This window comes from Actinorhabdospora filicis, from assembly GCF_030269765.1.
Taxonomy (GTDB): Bacteria; Actinomycetota; Actinomycetes; order Mycobacteriales; family Micromonosporaceae; genus Actinorhabdospora; species Actinorhabdospora filicis.
Window position 1 is genome coordinate 120,282 of record NZ_BSTX01000001.1, and the last position, 15,950, is coordinate 136,231.

Consider the following 15,950-nt stretch of genomic DNA (forward strand, 5'->3'; position numbering starts at 1 on the left):
GGGGCGGCCCTCTGGCCGCCCCTCAACTCACTCCACCGCGCGAACTACTCCCCCACGATCCCCGCGACCCTGTCGGCCGCGGGCGGCTCCCACGCGTCCACGTCGCACGGGACCTGCTCGCCGGTGCGGATGTCGCGGATCTGCGGGCCGTCCTCGCCGGGGAACAGCACGAAGGGGATGCCGCGCCGTTCGGCGAAGCGGATCTGCTTGCCGTACTTCTGCGCCGAGGGGGCGACCTCGGCGGCGATGTCGCGTTCGCGCAGGCGGCGGGCGAGCCGGTCGCAGGCGCGGCGGTCGTCCTCGGAGGGCAGGGCGACCAGGACGGCGGTGGGCGTCTCGCGGGTGGCGGTCAGCTTCCCGGCGCCGAAGAGCGCGCCGAGGATGCGGGACACGCCGATGGACAGGCCCACGCCGGGGTAGGTGCTCTTGCCGTCGGAGGCGAGGGTGTCGTAGCGGCCGCCGGAGCACACCGAGCCGAGGTGCTCGAAGCCGTCCATGAAGGTCTCGTAGACGGTCCCGGTGTAGTAGTCGAGGCCGCGCGCGATGCGCAGGTCGGCGAGGACGAGGCCGGGTGCCTCTTCGGCGGCGGTCATGACGACCGCGGCGAGCTCGGCGAGGCCCTCGTCGAGCAGTTCGTCCTCGACGCCGATGGCGCGGACGCGCTCGACGAAGGAGGCGTCGGGCGCCGAGATGCGGGCCAGCGCCAGGCACGCCTCGATCTGGTCGCCGGTGGCGCCGAGGGTGGACGCCAGGAGCTTGCCGACGCCGTCGTCACCGATCTTGTCGATCTTGTCGACGACGCGGATGGCCTCCATGGGGTCGGACAGCCCGAGCCCGCGGAAGAAGCCCTGGGAGACCTTGCGGTTGTTCACGTGCATCCGGATCGCCGGGATCGGCAGCCCGCGCAGGGCGTCGGCGATGACGAGGGGCAGCTCGATCTCGTAGTGCGGCGGCAGGCCGTCCTTGTCGACGATGTCGATGTCGGCCTGCCAGAACTCGCGGTAGCGGCCCTCCTGGGGACGCTCGCCGCGCCAGCAGGGCTGGATCTGGTAGCGCCGGAACGGGAACTGCAGCTTCCCGGCGTTCTCCAGCACGTAGCGGGCGAAGGGCACGGTCAGGTCGAAGTGCAGGCCGAGGCGGGCGTCGGAGTCGTCACCGGCGTCGGCCTGGAGACGGCGCAGGACGTAGACCTCCTTGGAGGTCTCGCCCTTGGCGAGAAGGTGCTCCATCGGCTCCACCGCGCGCGTCTGCACCGACGCGAAACCGTAGAGCTCGAAAGTGCGCTGCAGTTTGGCCAGCACGCGCTGTTCGACGATGCGCTGCGCGGGAAGCCATTCCGGGAAACCGGACAGCGGGGTCGGACGTTCCATTTTCACGTTCCTCTTCGATCGGGTTCGGCCGGGCGCGGGCAGGCGCCGGCACGCGGATCACAAACCGCGTCCCGGCGCCGACATATGGCCGGTGCCGAGGAACTCCTCGGTGAGGAAGGGGTTGGTCCGCCGTTCACGGCCGATCGTGGTCGCCTGCCCGTGGCCGGGCAGCACGCGGACGCCGTCGTCGAGCGTGAGGATCTTCCCCCGCAGGGTGGCGCGCATGGCGTCCATGCTGCCACCGGGCAGGTCGGTGCGGCCGATCGACCCGGCGAACAGGACGTCGCCGGACAGCAGGGTGCCGGTGTCCTCGCCCTCGCCGGGCAGGCCGAACACCACCGAGCCGCGGGTGTGGCCGGGGGTGTGTGAAACGGTGAAATCCATCCCCGCCAGGCGCACCGGAGTGCCGTCCGCCAGCGGCGCGACGTCCTCGGGCTCCGTCCAGGTCAGCCGCCCGCCGAACAGGGCGCGCAGGTCGCTCGACAGGCCCTTCATGGGGTCGGCGAGCATCGCGGCGTCCTCGGGGTGGATGTAGGCGGTGATGCCGCGCGCGCCGCACACCGGCGTCACGGAGAAGGTGTGGTCGAGGTGACCGTGGGTGAGCAGGACCGCGACGGGCTTGAGCCGGTGGCGCGCCAGGACCTCGTCGAGGCGGGCGTCCACGCCGATACCGGGATCGACGATGACGCATTCCTCGCCGGCGGCGGGCGCGACCACATAACAATTCGTGGCGAACGCGTCCGCGATCAGACTGGCGACGAGCACCATTCATCCCTTTCCGTACCGTTCCGCGGGCTTCGGCGGGCGAAAACGTCCCGTTCGGCGAACAGACTACCGACTCCCGCTGCGGCGATGAATCGAGTATGTCCGTATACACTCGCCGACGTCGCAGACAAGAACCCCTGTGCTGTGCCCCTCCCCACATTCGGGGGGCGGGCACGCGTCCGAACGCATTCGAGGAGTGCACGTGCCGTCGACCAAGGGCAAGGCCCGGGAGCGCGAGCTCGCCCGCGCCAAGGCGGAACGCCAGGCTGCCCGCCGGGCAGCCTCCGAGCGCAAGCGCCGCCAGATCACCGCGGGTGTGATCATCGGGCTCATCGCCGTCATCGTCGTCGGTGGGCTGTGGCTCTGGGGCGTTTTCGACAGCGACCCGAAGCCGGAGAACCCGGCTCCGGCGACCTCCACGTCGAGCGAGCCGAGCGACGCGCCCTCGGACCAGCCGTCGGAGCCCTCCGCGGGCGAGTCCGGCGCCGCGTGACCACGACCTCTCAGCAGTACTGATTAAGGAGTAAGGGTGTCTCCAGCCCGGGACAAGCGCGACGCGGCACGCGCGCGACTTGTACAGCACATGGCCGAAAAGAACGCCGCCGCGGCGAAGCGCAAGAAGCTCCAGCGCACAGTGATCGCATCGGCGCTCTCCGTCCTCGTGCTCGCGGCGGCCGGTTTCATCGGCTACCTGATCTTCAAGCCGAAGCCCGCCGTCCCCGTGGCCGGGAACTGCGACGCGAAGTACATCACCCCGGAGAACCAGGGCGGCTTCAACCAGAACATGGTCGCCACGGGCAAGCCCCCGGGGACGCAGCCCGGCAAGGGCACCCAGGACTTCACGCTGAAGCTGAACACCGGTGACGTGGTCGTCCAGATGGACCTGAACAAGGCGCCCTGCACCGCGGGCAGCTTCGCGTTCCTGTCCTCGAAGAACTACTTCACCAACTCCGTCTGCCACCGCCTCACCACCCAGGGCATCTACGTCCTGCAGTGCGGCGACCCGTCCGGCACCGGCGCGGGCGGCCCCAGCTACGAGATCGCCGACGAGAACCTCCCCGAGGCCGGCCCCGACGGGACGTACATGTACCCGGCGGGCACCGTGGCGATGGCCGAGGGCGGCAGCGGCACTCCCGGCAGCCAGTTCTTCATCTGCTACGAGGACACCCCCCTCCAGCCGAAGTACACCCGCGTCGGCTTCATCAGCAGCGGCCTGGACGTCGTCAAGGCCATCGCCGAGAAGGGCGCGGTGACCAAGGAGGACCCGACCAAGGCCGCCGAGAACGGCGACGGCACGCCGAAGGAGACCGTCACGGTCACCGGCACCGTCGTGGGCCCGGTCAACCCCGACGGCGTCCCGCAGAACCCGTGGTCGCAGCCGGCCACCTCCGGCTCGCCGAGCACCGAGCCGAGCAGCGGCAGCTAGCCGAACTCCCGGAGGGCCCGGACCGTGATCGGTCCGGGCCCTTCCGCATATTCGCGCGAGCCCGCCCGCCCTTCGCAGTAGCCTGCGGCGGTGACCTCGATCGACCCCCACGGCCTCGTCGCCGGCCACACCGTCTACCGGTGCGTGGTCGGCTCCCGCGCGTACGGACTCGCCCGCGACGGCAGCGACATCGACGAACGCGGCGTCTACCTCGCGCCCACACCGCTGTTCTGGGGCTTCGACAAACCCCCCACCCACGTGGACGGGCCCTCCTCCCCCGGCGCCGAGCTGTTCTCGTGGGAACTGGAACGCCTCTGCGAACTGGCCCTCGCGGCGAATCCGACGGTCCTGGAGTGCCTGTGGTCGCCATTGCGCGTCATGGTCACGCCCGTCGGCGAGGAGCTGCTGGAGCTGCGCAGGGCGTTCCTGTCCCTGCGTGTGGCCGACACCTACGGGCTGTACGCCAAGGCGCAGCTGCGCAAGCTCACGGCCAGGTACCAGCGCACCGGCGAGGTCCGCTGGAAGCAGGCGATGCACATGCTCCGGCTGCTGCGCGCGGCCGCGCACGTTTTGGAGACCGGCGAGGTCCTGGTGGACGTGTCCGACGAGCGGGAGCTGCTGCTGGCGGTGCGGGACGGGGAGGTCGCGTGGGCGGAGTTCGACGCGCTGGCGGCGGGGCTGCGGGGGCGGGTGGACGCGGCGGTGGTGGGGTCGGGGTTGCCGGAGGTGCCGGATCGGGGGCGGGTGGAGAAGTTCTTGATCGCGGTGCGGGGGTCGGCCGTTTGAGCGATCGCCCCTGGGCTGCTCGTCGGGTTGGCGGTGGGTTCCCATCGCCGTCTGGTCAGGGGTTTCACCCCTGGGACCCGACCAGGGGTGCGGCCCCTGGACGCCGGACCTCTCTCGGGAGGCTCCACCCGCGTTCGGCCTTTGCGACGGTGAACGAGGAACCCCGGGGTGTCAAGACGGTAGAGCGTGTCTTGACACCCCGAGAACCCTCGTTCGAAGAACCATCCGGCCGACCGAGGGAGGATCCTCTCCTATCCCGAGACAGCTTCAGCGGATCTGGTCTCGGGGTCGCGGTTTGTCGGCGGGTTGCGGGCCGTCTCGGGCCGGCTCTACTACAACGAGCTTCGTTTGGTGCCCGGGTTCTGACCCCGTAGCAAGCCAGTCACCATGCCCGGATCTAAAACAACAAGCTTCGGTCGTGGCCCGGGTTTTGACCCCGTAGCCAGCCAGTCACCTTGCCCGGGTTAGTTCCCTCGCTCTTGGCTGCGAGTCGCACCCGGGTCTGCCCTGCGTCTCGCCCCTGTCCTCGGGCGTGCTTCGTGCACGGGCATAGCGGGTGGCCCGGGTCCTGCCTTTGTTCCGCGCGCGACTGACACCCGAAAGGGCGGGCCTCGGCCCGCCCTTCTTCGTGTCGCTATCCCCCGCTGGAGGTCACCCGGTAGGCGTCGTACACGCCCTCCACGCGCCGGACGACGCGCAGGAGGTGGCCGAGGTGTTTCGGGTCGGCCATCTCGAAGGTGAAGCGGCTGACGGCCACCCGGTCGCGGGTGGTGGTGACGGTCGCGGAGAGGATGTTCACCTTCTCCTCGGACAGCACCTTGGTCACGTCGGCCAGGAGCCGGTGGCGGTCGAGGGCCTCGACCTGGATGGCGACCAGGAAGGTGCTGTCGGACGAGGGCCGCCAGCTGACCTCCACGAGGCGGTCGGGCTGGTCGAGGAGGTCGTCGGCGTTCTCGCAGTCGGTGCGGTGGACGGAGATGGCGCCGGCGCGGGTGACGAAGCCGAGGATCTCGTCGCCGGGAACCGGGGTGCAGCAGCGGGCGAGCTTGATGGGGACGTTGGAGTCCTCCACGCCGGCGGCCACGACGCCGGTGTCGTGGGTCTTGCCGCGCTCGCGGGGGCCGGGCTTGGAGGGCACGGCGGTCTCGGCGATGTCCTCGACGGCGCCCTCGGTGCCGCCGTAGGAGGCGACGAGGCGCTGGACGACGGTCTGCGCCGACACCTGGTTCTCGCCGACGGCGGCGTAGAGGGCGGTGACGTCGGTGAGGTGCTGCTCGCGGGCGATGGCGGTGAGGCCGTCGGTGGTGAGCATGCGCTGGAGGGGCAGGCCCTGTTTGCGCATGGCGCGGGTGATGAGGTCCTTGCCCTGCTCGATGGCCTCGTCGCGGCGCTCGCGGTTGAAGTACTGGCGGATCTTGGTGCGGGCGCGGGGCGAGCGGACGAAGCCGAGCCAGTCCTGGGAGGGCCCGGCGGTCTCCGACTTCGAGGTGAAGATCTCCACGACGTCGCCGTTGACCAGCTGCGACTCCAGCGGCACCAGCTTGCCGTTGACGCGGGCGCCGATGCAGCGCTGGCCGACCTCGGTGTGGACGGCGTAGGCGAAGTCGACGGGGGTGGCGCCCTTGGGGAGGGCGATGACGTCGCCCTTGGGCGTGAAGACGTAGGCCTCGCTGGAGGACAGGTCGAAGCGGAGGGCGTCGAGGAACTCGGAGGGGTCGGCGGCCTCGCGCTGCCAGTCGAGGAGCTGGCGCAGCCACGCCATCTCGTCGATGTGCGCGGGCGGGCCGACGATGGTGGCGCCCTTGGTCTCCTTGTACTTCCAGTGCGCGGCGATGCCGTACTCGGCGGTGCGGTGCATGGCCCAGGTGCGGATCTGCATCTCGACGGGCTTGCCGGTCGGGCCGATGACCGTGGTGTGCAGCGACTGGTACATGTTGAACTTGGGCATCGCGATGAAGTCCTTGAACCGGCCGGGGACGGGCTGCCAGTTCGCGTGGATGACGCCGAGGGCGGCGTAGCAGTCGCGCAGGGAGTCCACCAGGACCCGGATGCCGACCAGGTCGTAGATGTCGGAGAAGTCGCGGCCGCGCACGATCATCTTCTGGTAGATCGAGTACAGGTGCTTCGGGCGCCCGCTGACCATCGCCTTGACCTTGGCCGCGCGCAGGTCGGCGTTGACCTTGTCGGTGACGCGGGCCAGCAGCATCTCCCGCTGCGGGGTGTGCTCGGCGACCAGGCGCGCGATCTCGCTGTACCGCTTGGGGTACAGGGTCGCGAAGGACAGGTCCTCCAGCTCCCACTTGATGGTGTTCATGCCCAGGCGGTGGGCGAGGGGGGCGAGGATCTCCAGGGTCTCCCGGGCCTTCTGCTCCTGCTTGGGGCGGGGCAGGAAGGTCAGGGTGCGCATGTTGTGGAGGCGGTCGGCGAGCTTGATGACCAGGACGCGGGGGTCCTTGGCCATGGCGACGACCATCTTGCGGATCGTCTCGGCCTTGGCGGCGTCGCCGAGCTTGACCTTGTCCAGTTTGGTCACGCCGTCGACGAGGAGGGCGACCTCGCCGCCGAACTCCTTCTCCATCTGCTCAAGGGTGTAGTCGGTGTCCTCGACGGTGTCGTGGAGCAGCGCGGCGATGAGCGTGGTGGTGTCCATGCCGAGCTCGGCGAGGACGGAGGCCACCGCGAGGGGGTGCGTGATGTAGGGGTCGCCGGACTTGCGGTACTGCCCGGTGTGCCAGCGCGCGGCGGTGTCGTAGGCGCGCTGGAGCAGCTTGACGTCGGCGCGCGGGTGACTGGCGCGGTGCGTGGCGACGAGCGGTTCGAGGACCTCCGAGACCTGCTGCGCCTGCCAGGGCGCGTTGAAGCGGGCCAGGCGCGCGCGTACGCGCCGGCCGGTCGGGGCGGCCCCCAGGCCGCCTCCCGTCTCGCCCGTGGGCCTGGACGGGACCGTTGGCACGGCCCCGCGTCCGTTCTCCGGTGCGACGTCGTTGCCCACCAACTGCTCCCGTCGGTGTAGGAGGTCAGGTCAGACGCCAATGTTAGCCGTCCGGCCCATCGGGGGCCCCGGTTGGCGTCGGTTCGGCGCCGTGGCACGCCGGTGGTGTAACACGCATTCACGGCCATGCATTTCGTACAGTGGCGAAATGCTGGATTTCTCCCCCGATGCCGGAAACTTCTCTCGACGGCGGGTGAGCGCGTGGTAACCGCGCCGCCGATCTCCCGGAGCCTGCCGGACTCCTGCCGCCGCCTGGTGGACGCGAAGTGGTTCCAGTCGCTGTCGAGCCTGGCGATCGTCGGGAACGCCGTCGTCCTCGGCCTGGGCACCTACCCGTGGATGGACGCACGCTACGGGGACCTCCTGGACGTGGTCGACACGTTCTTCATCGGCTTCTTCGTCGTGGAGCTGGTGCTGCGCCTGGCGTCCTTCGGTTCGCGGCCGCAGGAGTTCTTCAAGTCCGGCTGGAACGTCTTCGACTTCATCGTGGTGACCGCGGCGTTCGTGCCGGGCATCCGCGAGAACGTGACGCTGCTGCGGCTGGCACGTCTGGCCCGCGTGCTGCGGCTGGTGCGGGTGTTCCCGACGCTGCGGATCATCGTGGTGGCGGTGTGGCGGAGCCTGCCGGGCGCGCTGGGCCTGTTCGCGGTGGCCGCCGTCGTCCTCTACCTGTACGGGATGGTCGGCTGGCTGGCCTTCGGCAAGGCCGACCCGGAGCGCTTCGGGACGATCGGCGCCGCCGGGCTGACCCTGTTCCTGCTGCTGACCCTGGAGGGCCTCGGCGAGCTGGTCACCGAGGGCCTGGCGATCTCCCCGTGGAGCCTGGTCTACTACGTCTCGTTCGTGCTGTTCGGCGCGTTCATGCTGGTCAACATCCTCATCGGGGTCGTGCTGAACTCGATGGAGGAGGCGCGCCGCATCGAGGCCGAGGAGGAGTCGCCCAAGCACGCGATGCCCGCCGACCCGGTCGTGGACCGCTTGGACGCCCTGCACGCGACGGTGCGCTCGCTGGCGCACCAGCGCTGCCCGGAGCCGTGCTGCTCCCGGCAGCGCTGGGACGAGGACGACCAGCGCCAGGTCGACGCCTACACGGACAGCGGGGCGGCGTCGCTGGCGACCGGCGAGGGCAGCGGGTTCGCCCCGCCGAGGTAGGCGTGCACGCCGGCGGCCGCCGCGCGGCCCTCGGCGATGGCCCACACGATGAGCGAGGCGCCGCGGTGGGCGTCGCCGCAGACGAACACGCCGGGCGCGCCGGTCTGCCAGTCCGGTCCGCAGTCGACGGTCCCGCGCGGGGTGCGCTCGATGCCCAGGTGGTGCAGCAGCGGCTGGTCCTCGGTGCCCTCGAAGCCGATGGCGAGCAGGACGAGGTCGGCGGGCAGGACGCGCTCGGTGCCGGGCACCGGGCGCACCTCCCGGCGTCCGCCGCTCTTGTCGACGGCGACCTCGCTGACGCGGATGCCGGTCACCCGGCCGTCCTCGCCGGTGAACTCGGAGGCGGCCACCGCGAAGACGCGCTCGGCGCCCTCCTCGTGGGCGGGGTAGGTGCGCAGGATCGCCGGCCAGGTCGGCCACGGGTCCTTCGCGCCGTCCCGCTCGGCGGGCGGCTCGGGGTACAGGTCGAGCTGGGTGACCGAGGCCGCGCCCTGGCGGTGGGCGGTGCCGACGCAGTCGGCGCCGGTGTCGCCGCCGCCGATGACGATGACGTGCTTGCCGCGCGCGTCGATCGGGGCGAAGGGCGCGCGCCCGGCGACGACGCGGTTGGCGCCGACGAGGTGCGGCATGGCCAGGTGGATCCCGGCGAGCGCGCGTCCGGGCAGGCCGGTGTCGCGGCCCTGGAGCGCGCCGACGGCGAGGACGACGGCGTCGTGGCGGCGGCGCAGCTGCCCGACCGACACGTCCACGCCGACCTCGCAGGACGTCACGAACTCCACGCCCTCGGCGCGCAGCTGCGCCAGGCGCCGGTCGATGTGCCGCTTCTCCAGCTTGAAGTCGGGGATGCCGTAGCGCAGGAGCCCGCCGATGGCGTCGTCGCGCTCGTAGACGGTGACGGCGTGCCCGGCGCGGGCCAGCTGCTGCGCGGCGGCGAGCCCGGCGGGCCCGGAGCCGACCACCGCGACCGAGCGCCCGGTCAGCGACAGCGGCGGCTGGGGGACGACGGTGCCCTCGCCCCAGGCGTGGTCGATGATGTCGACCTCGATCTGCTTGATCGCCACCGCGTCGTCGCCGATGCCGAGGACGCAGGCGGCCTCGCAGGGCGCCGGGCACAGCCGCCCGGTGAACTCGGGGAAGTTGTTGGTGGCGTGCAGCTGCGAGACGGCCTGCCCGGTGCGGCCGGTGCGCATCAGGTCGTTCCACTCGGGGATGCGGTTGCCCAGCGGGCAGCCGTGGTGACAGAACGGGACGCCGCAGTCCATGCAGCGCGAGGCCTGCCGCTTGGTCAGCTCGGTGGAGGAGGGCTCGTAGACCTCGCGCCAGTCGAGCAGCCGCAGCGCCACCGGGCGCTTCTTGGGCAGTTCGCGGCCGTGGTTGAGGAAGCCGGTCGGATCAGGCATGCGAGCCTCCCTGAAGCGACGCGAGCACGGCCTTGTAGTCGCGTGAGATGACCTTGGTGAAACCGGCGGCGGCGCGCGGCCAGTCCGCGAGCAGCGTGGCGGCGACCGTGGAGTCGGTCTCGCGCTCGTGCCGCTGGAGGAGCTGCCCGATGACGTCGATGTCGGCGGCGCCCAGGGGGTCCAGGTCGACCAGTTCGTGGTTGACCTTGGCGGGGTCGAGGCGGTGGACGTAGGCCACTCCGCCCGACATCCCGGCGGCGAAGTTGCGGCCGGTCGGGCCGAGCACCAGGATCGTGCCGCCGGTCATGTACTCGCAGCCGTGGTCGCCGACGCCCTCGACGACGGCGGTGGCGCCGGAGTTGCGGACGGCGAAGCGCTCGCCGGCCTGCCCGCGCACGTACAGCTCGCCGCTGGTGGCGCCGTACAGGACGGTGTTCCCGGCGATGATGTTGTCCTCGGCGGCGAAGGGTGCCCGCGCGTCGGGCCGCACCACGACCCGGCCGCCGGAGAGTCCCTTGGCGACGTAGTCGTTGGCCTCACCGAACAGGCGCAGGGTGATCCCGGGCGCCAGGAAGGCCGCGAAGGACTGCCCGGCGGTGCCGTGCAGCCGCACGACCACGGTGTCCTCGGGCAGGGCCTCGCGGTGGGCGCGGGTGACCGCGCCGGACAGCATCGCCCCGACCGAGCGGTCGGTGTTGCGGATCGGCAGGTTCAGCTCCACCGGCTCACGGCGGGCCAGCGCGGGTTCGGCGGCGTCCACCAGGCGGTGCCCGAGGGTGCCGTCGAGGTCGTGGTGCTGGCCGGTGAGGCGGCGGCGGGGCCCGTCGACGGGGGTGGCGAGAACGGCCGACAGGTCGAGCGTGGCGGCCTTGCCGGTGAGCTCGGCGGTGTCGAGGAGCTCGACGCGGCCGATCGCCTCGTCGAGGCTCCGCAGCCCGAGGGAGGCGAGGAGCTCGCGGACCTCTTCGGCGATGAAGCGGAAGAAGTTCTCCACGAACTCCGGCTTCCCGGTGAAGCGCTCGCGCAGGACGGGGTCCTGGGTGGCGACGCCGACGGGGCAGGTGTCGAGGTGGCAGACGCGCATCATGACGCATCCGGCGACGATGAGGGGCGCGGTGGCGAAGCCGTACTCCTCGGCGCCGAGGAGGGCGGCGATCAGCACGTCGCGGCCGGTCTTGAGCTGCCCGTCGACCTGGACGGTGACGCGGTCGCGCAGGCCGTTGCGGATGAGGGTCTGCTGGGTCTCGGCGAGGCCGATCTCCCAGGGCGTCCCGGCGTGCTTGATGGAGTTGGCGGGCGCGGCGCCGGTGCCGCCGTCGTGCCCGGAGATGAGGACGACGTCGGCGTGGGCCTTGACCACGCCGGCGGCGACCGTGCCGACCCCGGCCTCCGACACCAGCTTGACGTGGACGCGCGCGTCGCGGTTGGTGTGCTTGAGGTCGTAGATGAGCTGGGCGAGGTCCTCGATGGAGTAGATGTCGTGGTGCGGGGGCGGCGAGATGAGGCCGACGCCGGGGGTGGCGTGCCGGGTCCTGGCGATCCACGGGTGGACCTTGTTGCCGGGCAGCTGGCCGCCCTCGCCGGGCTTGGCGCCCTGGGCCATCTTGATCTGGATGTCGTCGGCGGTGGCCAGGTACTCGGCGGTGACACCGAAGCGGCCGGAGGCGACCTGTTTGACCGCCGAGCGGCGCAGCGGGTCGTAGAGGCGCTCGACGTCCTCGCCGCCCTCGCCGCTGTTCGACTTGGCGCCCAGGCGGTTCATGGCGACGGCGAGGGTCTCGTGGGCCTCGGCGGAGATCGCGCCGTAGGACATGGCGCCGGTGTTGAAGCGCTTGACGATGTCCCCGGCCGATTCGACCTGGTCGACGGGGATCGGCGAGCGGTCCTCGGCGCGCAGGCGCAGCAGCCCGCGCAGGCCGCCGTTGGCGGCGGTGAGGCGGTCCACCTCGGCGGTGTAGCGGCGGTACACGCCGTACTGGCCGGTGCGGGTGGAGTGCTGGAGCAGGAACACCGTCTCGGGGTTGAACAGGTGCACCTCGCCCTCGCGGCGCCACTGGTAGTCGCCGCCGGGTTCGAGGAGCTCGGTGCCGTCGTCGGCCGCGGCGTCGGCGTCGACCATGCGGTAGGCGGCGGTGTGGCGGGCGGCGACCTCGCCGGTGAGGACGCCCAGGTCGGCGCCGCCGACGCGGGAGTCGGTGCCGGTGAAGTAGCGGGTGACGAAGCCCGGGTCGAGGCCCAGGGCCTCGAAGACCTGCGCGCCGCAGTAGGAGGACACCGTGGAGATGCCCATCTTCGACATGACCTTCAAGACGCCCTTGCCGAGCGCCTTGACGTAGTTGGCCACGCCCTGGCGGGGGGTGAGGCCGGGCAGCGCGCCGGTGGCGATGAGGTCCTCGATGGACTCGAAGGCCAGGTACGGGTTGACCGCGGCGGCGCCGTAGCCGATCAGCACCGACACGTGGTGGACGGTGCGGGCGTCCCCGGCCTCGACCACGAGCGCGACCTGCGTGCGGGTCTGCTCGCGCACCAGGTGCTGGTGGACGGCGGCGGTCAGCAGCAGCGCGGGGATGGGCGCGAGGTCGGCGGTGGAGTCGCGGTCGGACAGCACCAGGATCCGCACGCCGTCCTCGATGGCCTCCGAGACGTGGCGGCAGATCTCCACGAGGCGGTCGCGGACGCCCTCGGCGCCGTCGCGGACGCGGTACAGGCCCGACACGCGCACCGCCTGGAAGCCGGGCAGGTCGCCGTCCTCGTCGATGGACAGGATCTTGGCCAGGTCGTCGTTGTCGATGACGGGGTAGGGCAGCTGGATCTGGCGGCAGTTGGCCGGTCCCGGGTCGAGCAGATTGTGCTCGGGCCCGATCGTGGTCGCCACCGAGGTGACCAGCTCCTCGCGGATGGCGTCCAGCGGCGGGTTGGTGACCTGCGCGAACAGCTGCGTGAAGTAGTCGTAGAGCAGCTTCGGGCGTCCCGACAGGGCCGCGACGGGCGTGTCGGTGCCCATCGACACGATCGGCTCGGCGGCGTCGCGGGCCATCGGCGCCAGCAGCAGCCGCAGCTCCTCGTCGGTGTAGCCGAAGGTCCGCTGCCGCCGCAGCACCGAGTCGTGGGTGTAGACGACGTGCTCGCGCTCGGGCAGCTCCTCCAGGCGGATCAGCCCGGCGTGCAGCCAGTCGGCGTAGGGCTGCTCGGCGGCCAGGTCGGCCTTGATCTGGTCGTCGTCGAGGACACGGCCCTCGGCGGTGTCGACCAGGAACATCCGGCCCGGGCGCAGACGGCCCTTCTGGACGATCGTGGCGGGGTCGAGGTCGATGACCCCGGCCTCGCTGGACAGGACCACCAGGCCGTCCCCGGTGCGGCACCAGCGGCCCGGGCGCAGCCCGTTGCGGTCGAGGACGGCGCCGATCTGCGTGCCGTCGGTGAAGGCCACGCACGCCGGTCCGTCCCAGGGCTCCATGAGGCTGGCGTGGTACTGGTAGAACGCCCGGCGCTTGGGGTCCATGCGCTCGTCGCTCTCCCAGGCCTCCGGGATCATCATCAGCATCGCGTGCGGCAGCGACCGCCCGGCCAGGTGCAGCAGCTCCACGACCTCGTCGAAGCTCGCCGAGTCGGAGGCGCCGGGCGTCACGATCGGGTACAGGCGCTTGATGCGCCCGGGGATCAGCTCGCTGTCCAGCAGCGCCTCGCGGGCGCTCATCCAGTTCCGGTTGCCGCGGATGGTGTTGATCTCGCCGTTGTGGGCGACCATCCGGTAGGGGTGCGCCAGCGGCCACGACGGGAACGTGTTGGTGGAGAAGCGGCTGTGCACGATCGCGATCGCCGACTCCAGGCGCGCGTCGGTCAGGTCCGGGTAGAACGTGCCGAGCTGATCGGGCGTCAGCATGCCCTTGTAGACGATCGTGCGCGACGACAGCGACGGGAACGCCACGTCCAGGCCGCGCTCGCGGGTCTCGCGCTCGGCCTGCTTGCGGACGCAGAAGGCGACCCGGTCCAGCTCGACGCCGCTGAGCACGCGCCCGTCGGTGAGCGTGCGCGCGGCGATGAACACCTGCGTGATCGCGGGCATCGCGTCGCGCGCGCCCTCGCCGAGGCCGGTGGCGTCGACGGGGACGTCGCGCCAGCCGAGCAGGATCGCGCCCTCGGCGATGACGTACTTCTCCACGATGCGCATGGCGTGCGCGGCCCGCTCGGGGTCGCGCGGGAGGAAGACCAGCCCGGTGGCGTACGCGCCGGGTTCGGGCAGGCGGATCCCGGAGGCCTCGCGGTAGAAGCGGTCCGGGACGCCGATCATGATCCCGGCGCCGTCCCCACTGGCCTCATCGGCGCCACTGGCGCCACGGTGCTCCATGCGGCACAGCGCGGACAGGCCCATTTCGACGATGCGATGGGACCCGCGTCCCTTCACGTCCACCACGAACGCGACCCCGCACGCGTCGTGTTCGTACGCGGGCCGGTACAGATCCCGATGGGCACGGATAGGCGTCGACGCCACGGAACCTCCAGTCGTCTCGGACGGGGTTCGACTCAAAACCCGTCGCATTCCATCTCGGGACGACGATGGCCCGGCTTTCTTTACCGCTCCGCAACATCTTTATCGCACAGCGGTGACATCGGTCCGGCAAGTGTAGGGGATCCGGTGTGTGGATCTCCAGTTCCTCCCACCAGGTGGCGCGAATGTCGCACGCGCGTATTACTCTCGCAACGCCCCAGAACCGCGATATGCGGTGACCCCTTACAGGAGAATTCAACTCACATGGCACAGCAACCACCCCCCGGCCAGTACCCGCCGCCCGGACAGCCCGGTCAGCCCACCCCGCCTCCCCCCGGCGGTTTCCCGCCGCCCCCGCCCCAGCCCGGGTTCGGGGCGAAGGCCGGCGGCGCCGCCAAGGCGGTCGGCATGAGCATCGTGGTCCGCATCGTGATCGGTGTCGTGGTCATCGGCGTCCTGGCCCTCGGCGGCTGGATCGTCAAGAACCTGACCGGTGACCCGGACACGGCCAAGACCGGCGACTGCGTGACCAACGCCGCCCGCGCCGAGGACATGAAGATCGTCGAGTGCACCGACGCCGAGGCCGCCTACAAGGTCATCGAGCGCGTCGACAACCCCGCCGACAAGGGCACGTCGGACGACACCGCCCAGGCCGCCTGCGAGGCCTCGGCCGACAAGGGCGCGACCGACATGCTGTGGCAGGAGGACAAGTCCGGCAACATCGACTACGTCCTCTGCCTCGGCCCGACGTCCTGACGCCCATCGGGACGCTCGCCGCGAGACGCACGACCTGAACGGCCTCCGGAGTCATCCGGGGGCCGTTCACGCATCTATCCGCCGGAACGGCGAAACGCGCGCGGGCGCAAGCGGAACAGGCGCGGCCGAACCGGTCAACGCGCCGCATTCACCGTCCCGGGGACGAGACCGGCACGCTTCCCCCTGATGGCACGGACCCGGGACTCACCACCTCCACCACCCGCATAGGCTCTGCCGAGTCCAAGATCCACCGGCGGCCCCGTCCGCCCGCCCCCCGGAGCCACTCCCCCATGTCCCACCCCCCGCAGTCCCCGTACCCGCCGCCTCCCGGCCACTACCCGCCTCCCCCGGGGCAGTACCCGCCGCCGCAGCCGTACGGCGCCTACCCGCCTCCCCCGCCGCCCGCGCCGCCGCGCCGGCGCGGCAACCCGGTCCTGCGCGTCATCGTCACCATCGTGATCATGGTCGTCGTGGTCGGCGGGTTCTTCGTCTACGACGCGATGCAGCCCCCCGGCATCGACGACAGCAAGGTCGGCGACTGCGTCACCGACCAGCAGGACCCCGACGACATCGAGGTCGTGGCCTGCACCGACGCGAAGGCGGGCCTGAAGGTCGTCTCCATCGACTACTCCCCGGACCGCTACGACCCGGAGAAGTCCTGCGAGGGCACCGACGCCACCGACTACGTGGCGTTCAAGCGCAAGGGCAAGGTCAAGTCCGTCTACTGCCTGGCCCCGGTCAAGTAAGCGAACGGAAGAACGGCCCCTCCCGGGTGGGAGGGGCCGTTCATTCTTCGGTCTCAGGCGGCGCGAGG

General features: G+C 71.3%; 11 protein-coding genes. 6 read left to right on the top strand and 5 right to left on the bottom strand.

Annotation, left to right across the window (positions count from 1 at the left end):
• Positions 1–44: 44 nt before the first annotated feature.
• Both hisS and QSK10_RS00625 read right to left on the bottom strand, forming a co-directional pair.
• Positions 45–1,370: a histidine--tRNA ligase gene (hisS, locus tag QSK10_RS00620; protein WP_285660553.1), complete on the bottom strand. Its 1,326-nt coding sequence runs from the start codon at positions 1,368–1,370 to the stop codon at positions 45–47.
• A 57-nt stretch (positions 1,371–1,427) separates the two neighbouring features.
• Positions 1,428–2,135 (bottom strand): MBL fold metallo-hydrolase, encoded by a 708-nt coding sequence (locus QSK10_RS00625; RefSeq protein WP_432705284.1) that lies wholly within the window; start codon positions 2,133–2,135, stop codon positions 1,428–1,430.
• Positions 2,136–2,337: 202 nt separating this feature from the next.
• Between QSK10_RS00625 and QSK10_RS00630 the strand changes: the two genes are divergently transcribed.
• The 3 genes from QSK10_RS00630 to QSK10_RS00640 all read left to right on the top strand — a co-directional run bounded on the left by QSK10_RS00630 (position 2,338) and on the right by QSK10_RS00640 (position 4,347).
• Positions 2,338–2,628 (top strand): hypothetical protein, encoded by a 291-nt coding sequence (locus QSK10_RS00630; RefSeq protein WP_285660555.1) that lies wholly within the window; start codon positions 2,338–2,340, stop codon positions 2,626–2,628.
• Positions 2,629–2,664: 36 nt separating this feature from the next.
• Positions 2,665–3,561 carry a peptidylprolyl isomerase gene (locus QSK10_RS00635; RefSeq protein ID WP_285660556.1) on the top strand — a complete coding sequence of 299 codons (897 nt, stop codon included), beginning with the start codon at positions 2,665–2,667 and terminating at the stop codon, positions 3,559–3,561.
• Between the two features lie 90 nt (positions 3,562–3,651).
• Positions 3,652–4,347 (top strand): nucleotidyltransferase domain-containing protein, encoded by a 696-nt coding sequence (locus QSK10_RS00640; protein WP_285660557.1) that lies wholly within the window; start codon positions 3,652–3,654, stop codon positions 4,345–4,347.
• A gap of 634 nt (positions 4,348–4,981) precedes the next feature.
• Here QSK10_RS00640 and QSK10_RS00645 read toward each other — a convergent pair.
• Complete coding sequence (locus QSK10_RS00645; protein ID WP_285662884.1) at positions 4,982–7,300, bottom strand: RelA/SpoT family protein; 2,319 nt, start codon at positions 7,298–7,300, stop codon at positions 4,982–4,984.
• A gap of 240 nt (positions 7,301–7,540) precedes the next feature.
• On the opposite strand from QSK10_RS00645, the gene QSK10_RS00650 reads away from it, so the two are divergent.
• Positions 7,541–8,491: an ion transporter gene (locus tag QSK10_RS00650; RefSeq protein ID WP_285660558.1), complete on the top strand. Its 951-nt coding sequence runs from the start codon at positions 7,541–7,543 to the stop codon at positions 8,489–8,491.
• Here the strand turns inward: QSK10_RS00650 and QSK10_RS00655 are convergent.
• Together QSK10_RS00655 and gltB are read right to left on the bottom strand one after the other, a co-directional pair.
• Complete coding sequence (locus QSK10_RS00655) at positions 8,425–9,891, bottom strand: glutamate synthase subunit beta (protein ID WP_285660559.1); 1,467 nt, start codon at positions 9,889–9,891, stop codon at positions 8,425–8,427. The genes QSK10_RS00650 and QSK10_RS00655 overlap by 67 nt on opposite strands.
• Complete coding sequence (gene gltB, locus QSK10_RS00660; RefSeq protein ID WP_285660561.1) at positions 9,884–14,431, bottom strand: glutamate synthase large subunit; 4,548 nt, start codon at positions 14,429–14,431, stop codon at positions 9,884–9,886. Before gltB ends, QSK10_RS00655 begins: the two co-directional genes overlap by 8 nt.
• 357 nt (positions 14,432–14,788) lie before the next feature.
• On the opposite strand from gltB, the gene QSK10_RS00665 reads away from it, so the two are divergent.
• Both QSK10_RS00665 and QSK10_RS00670 read left to right on the top strand, forming a co-directional pair.
• Entirely contained in the window at positions 14,789–15,136 is a 348-nt protein-coding gene (locus tag QSK10_RS00665) for an LppU/SCO3897 family protein (RefSeq protein WP_285660562.1), read from the top strand.
• Positions 15,137–15,426: 290 nt separating this feature from the next.
• Positions 15,427–15,882, top strand: coding sequence for an LppU/SCO3897 family protein (locus QSK10_RS00670; RefSeq protein ID WP_285660563.1), 456 nt, complete (start codon positions 15,427–15,429; stop codon positions 15,880–15,882).
• The last annotated feature ends 68 nt before the right edge of the window (positions 15,883–15,950 follow it).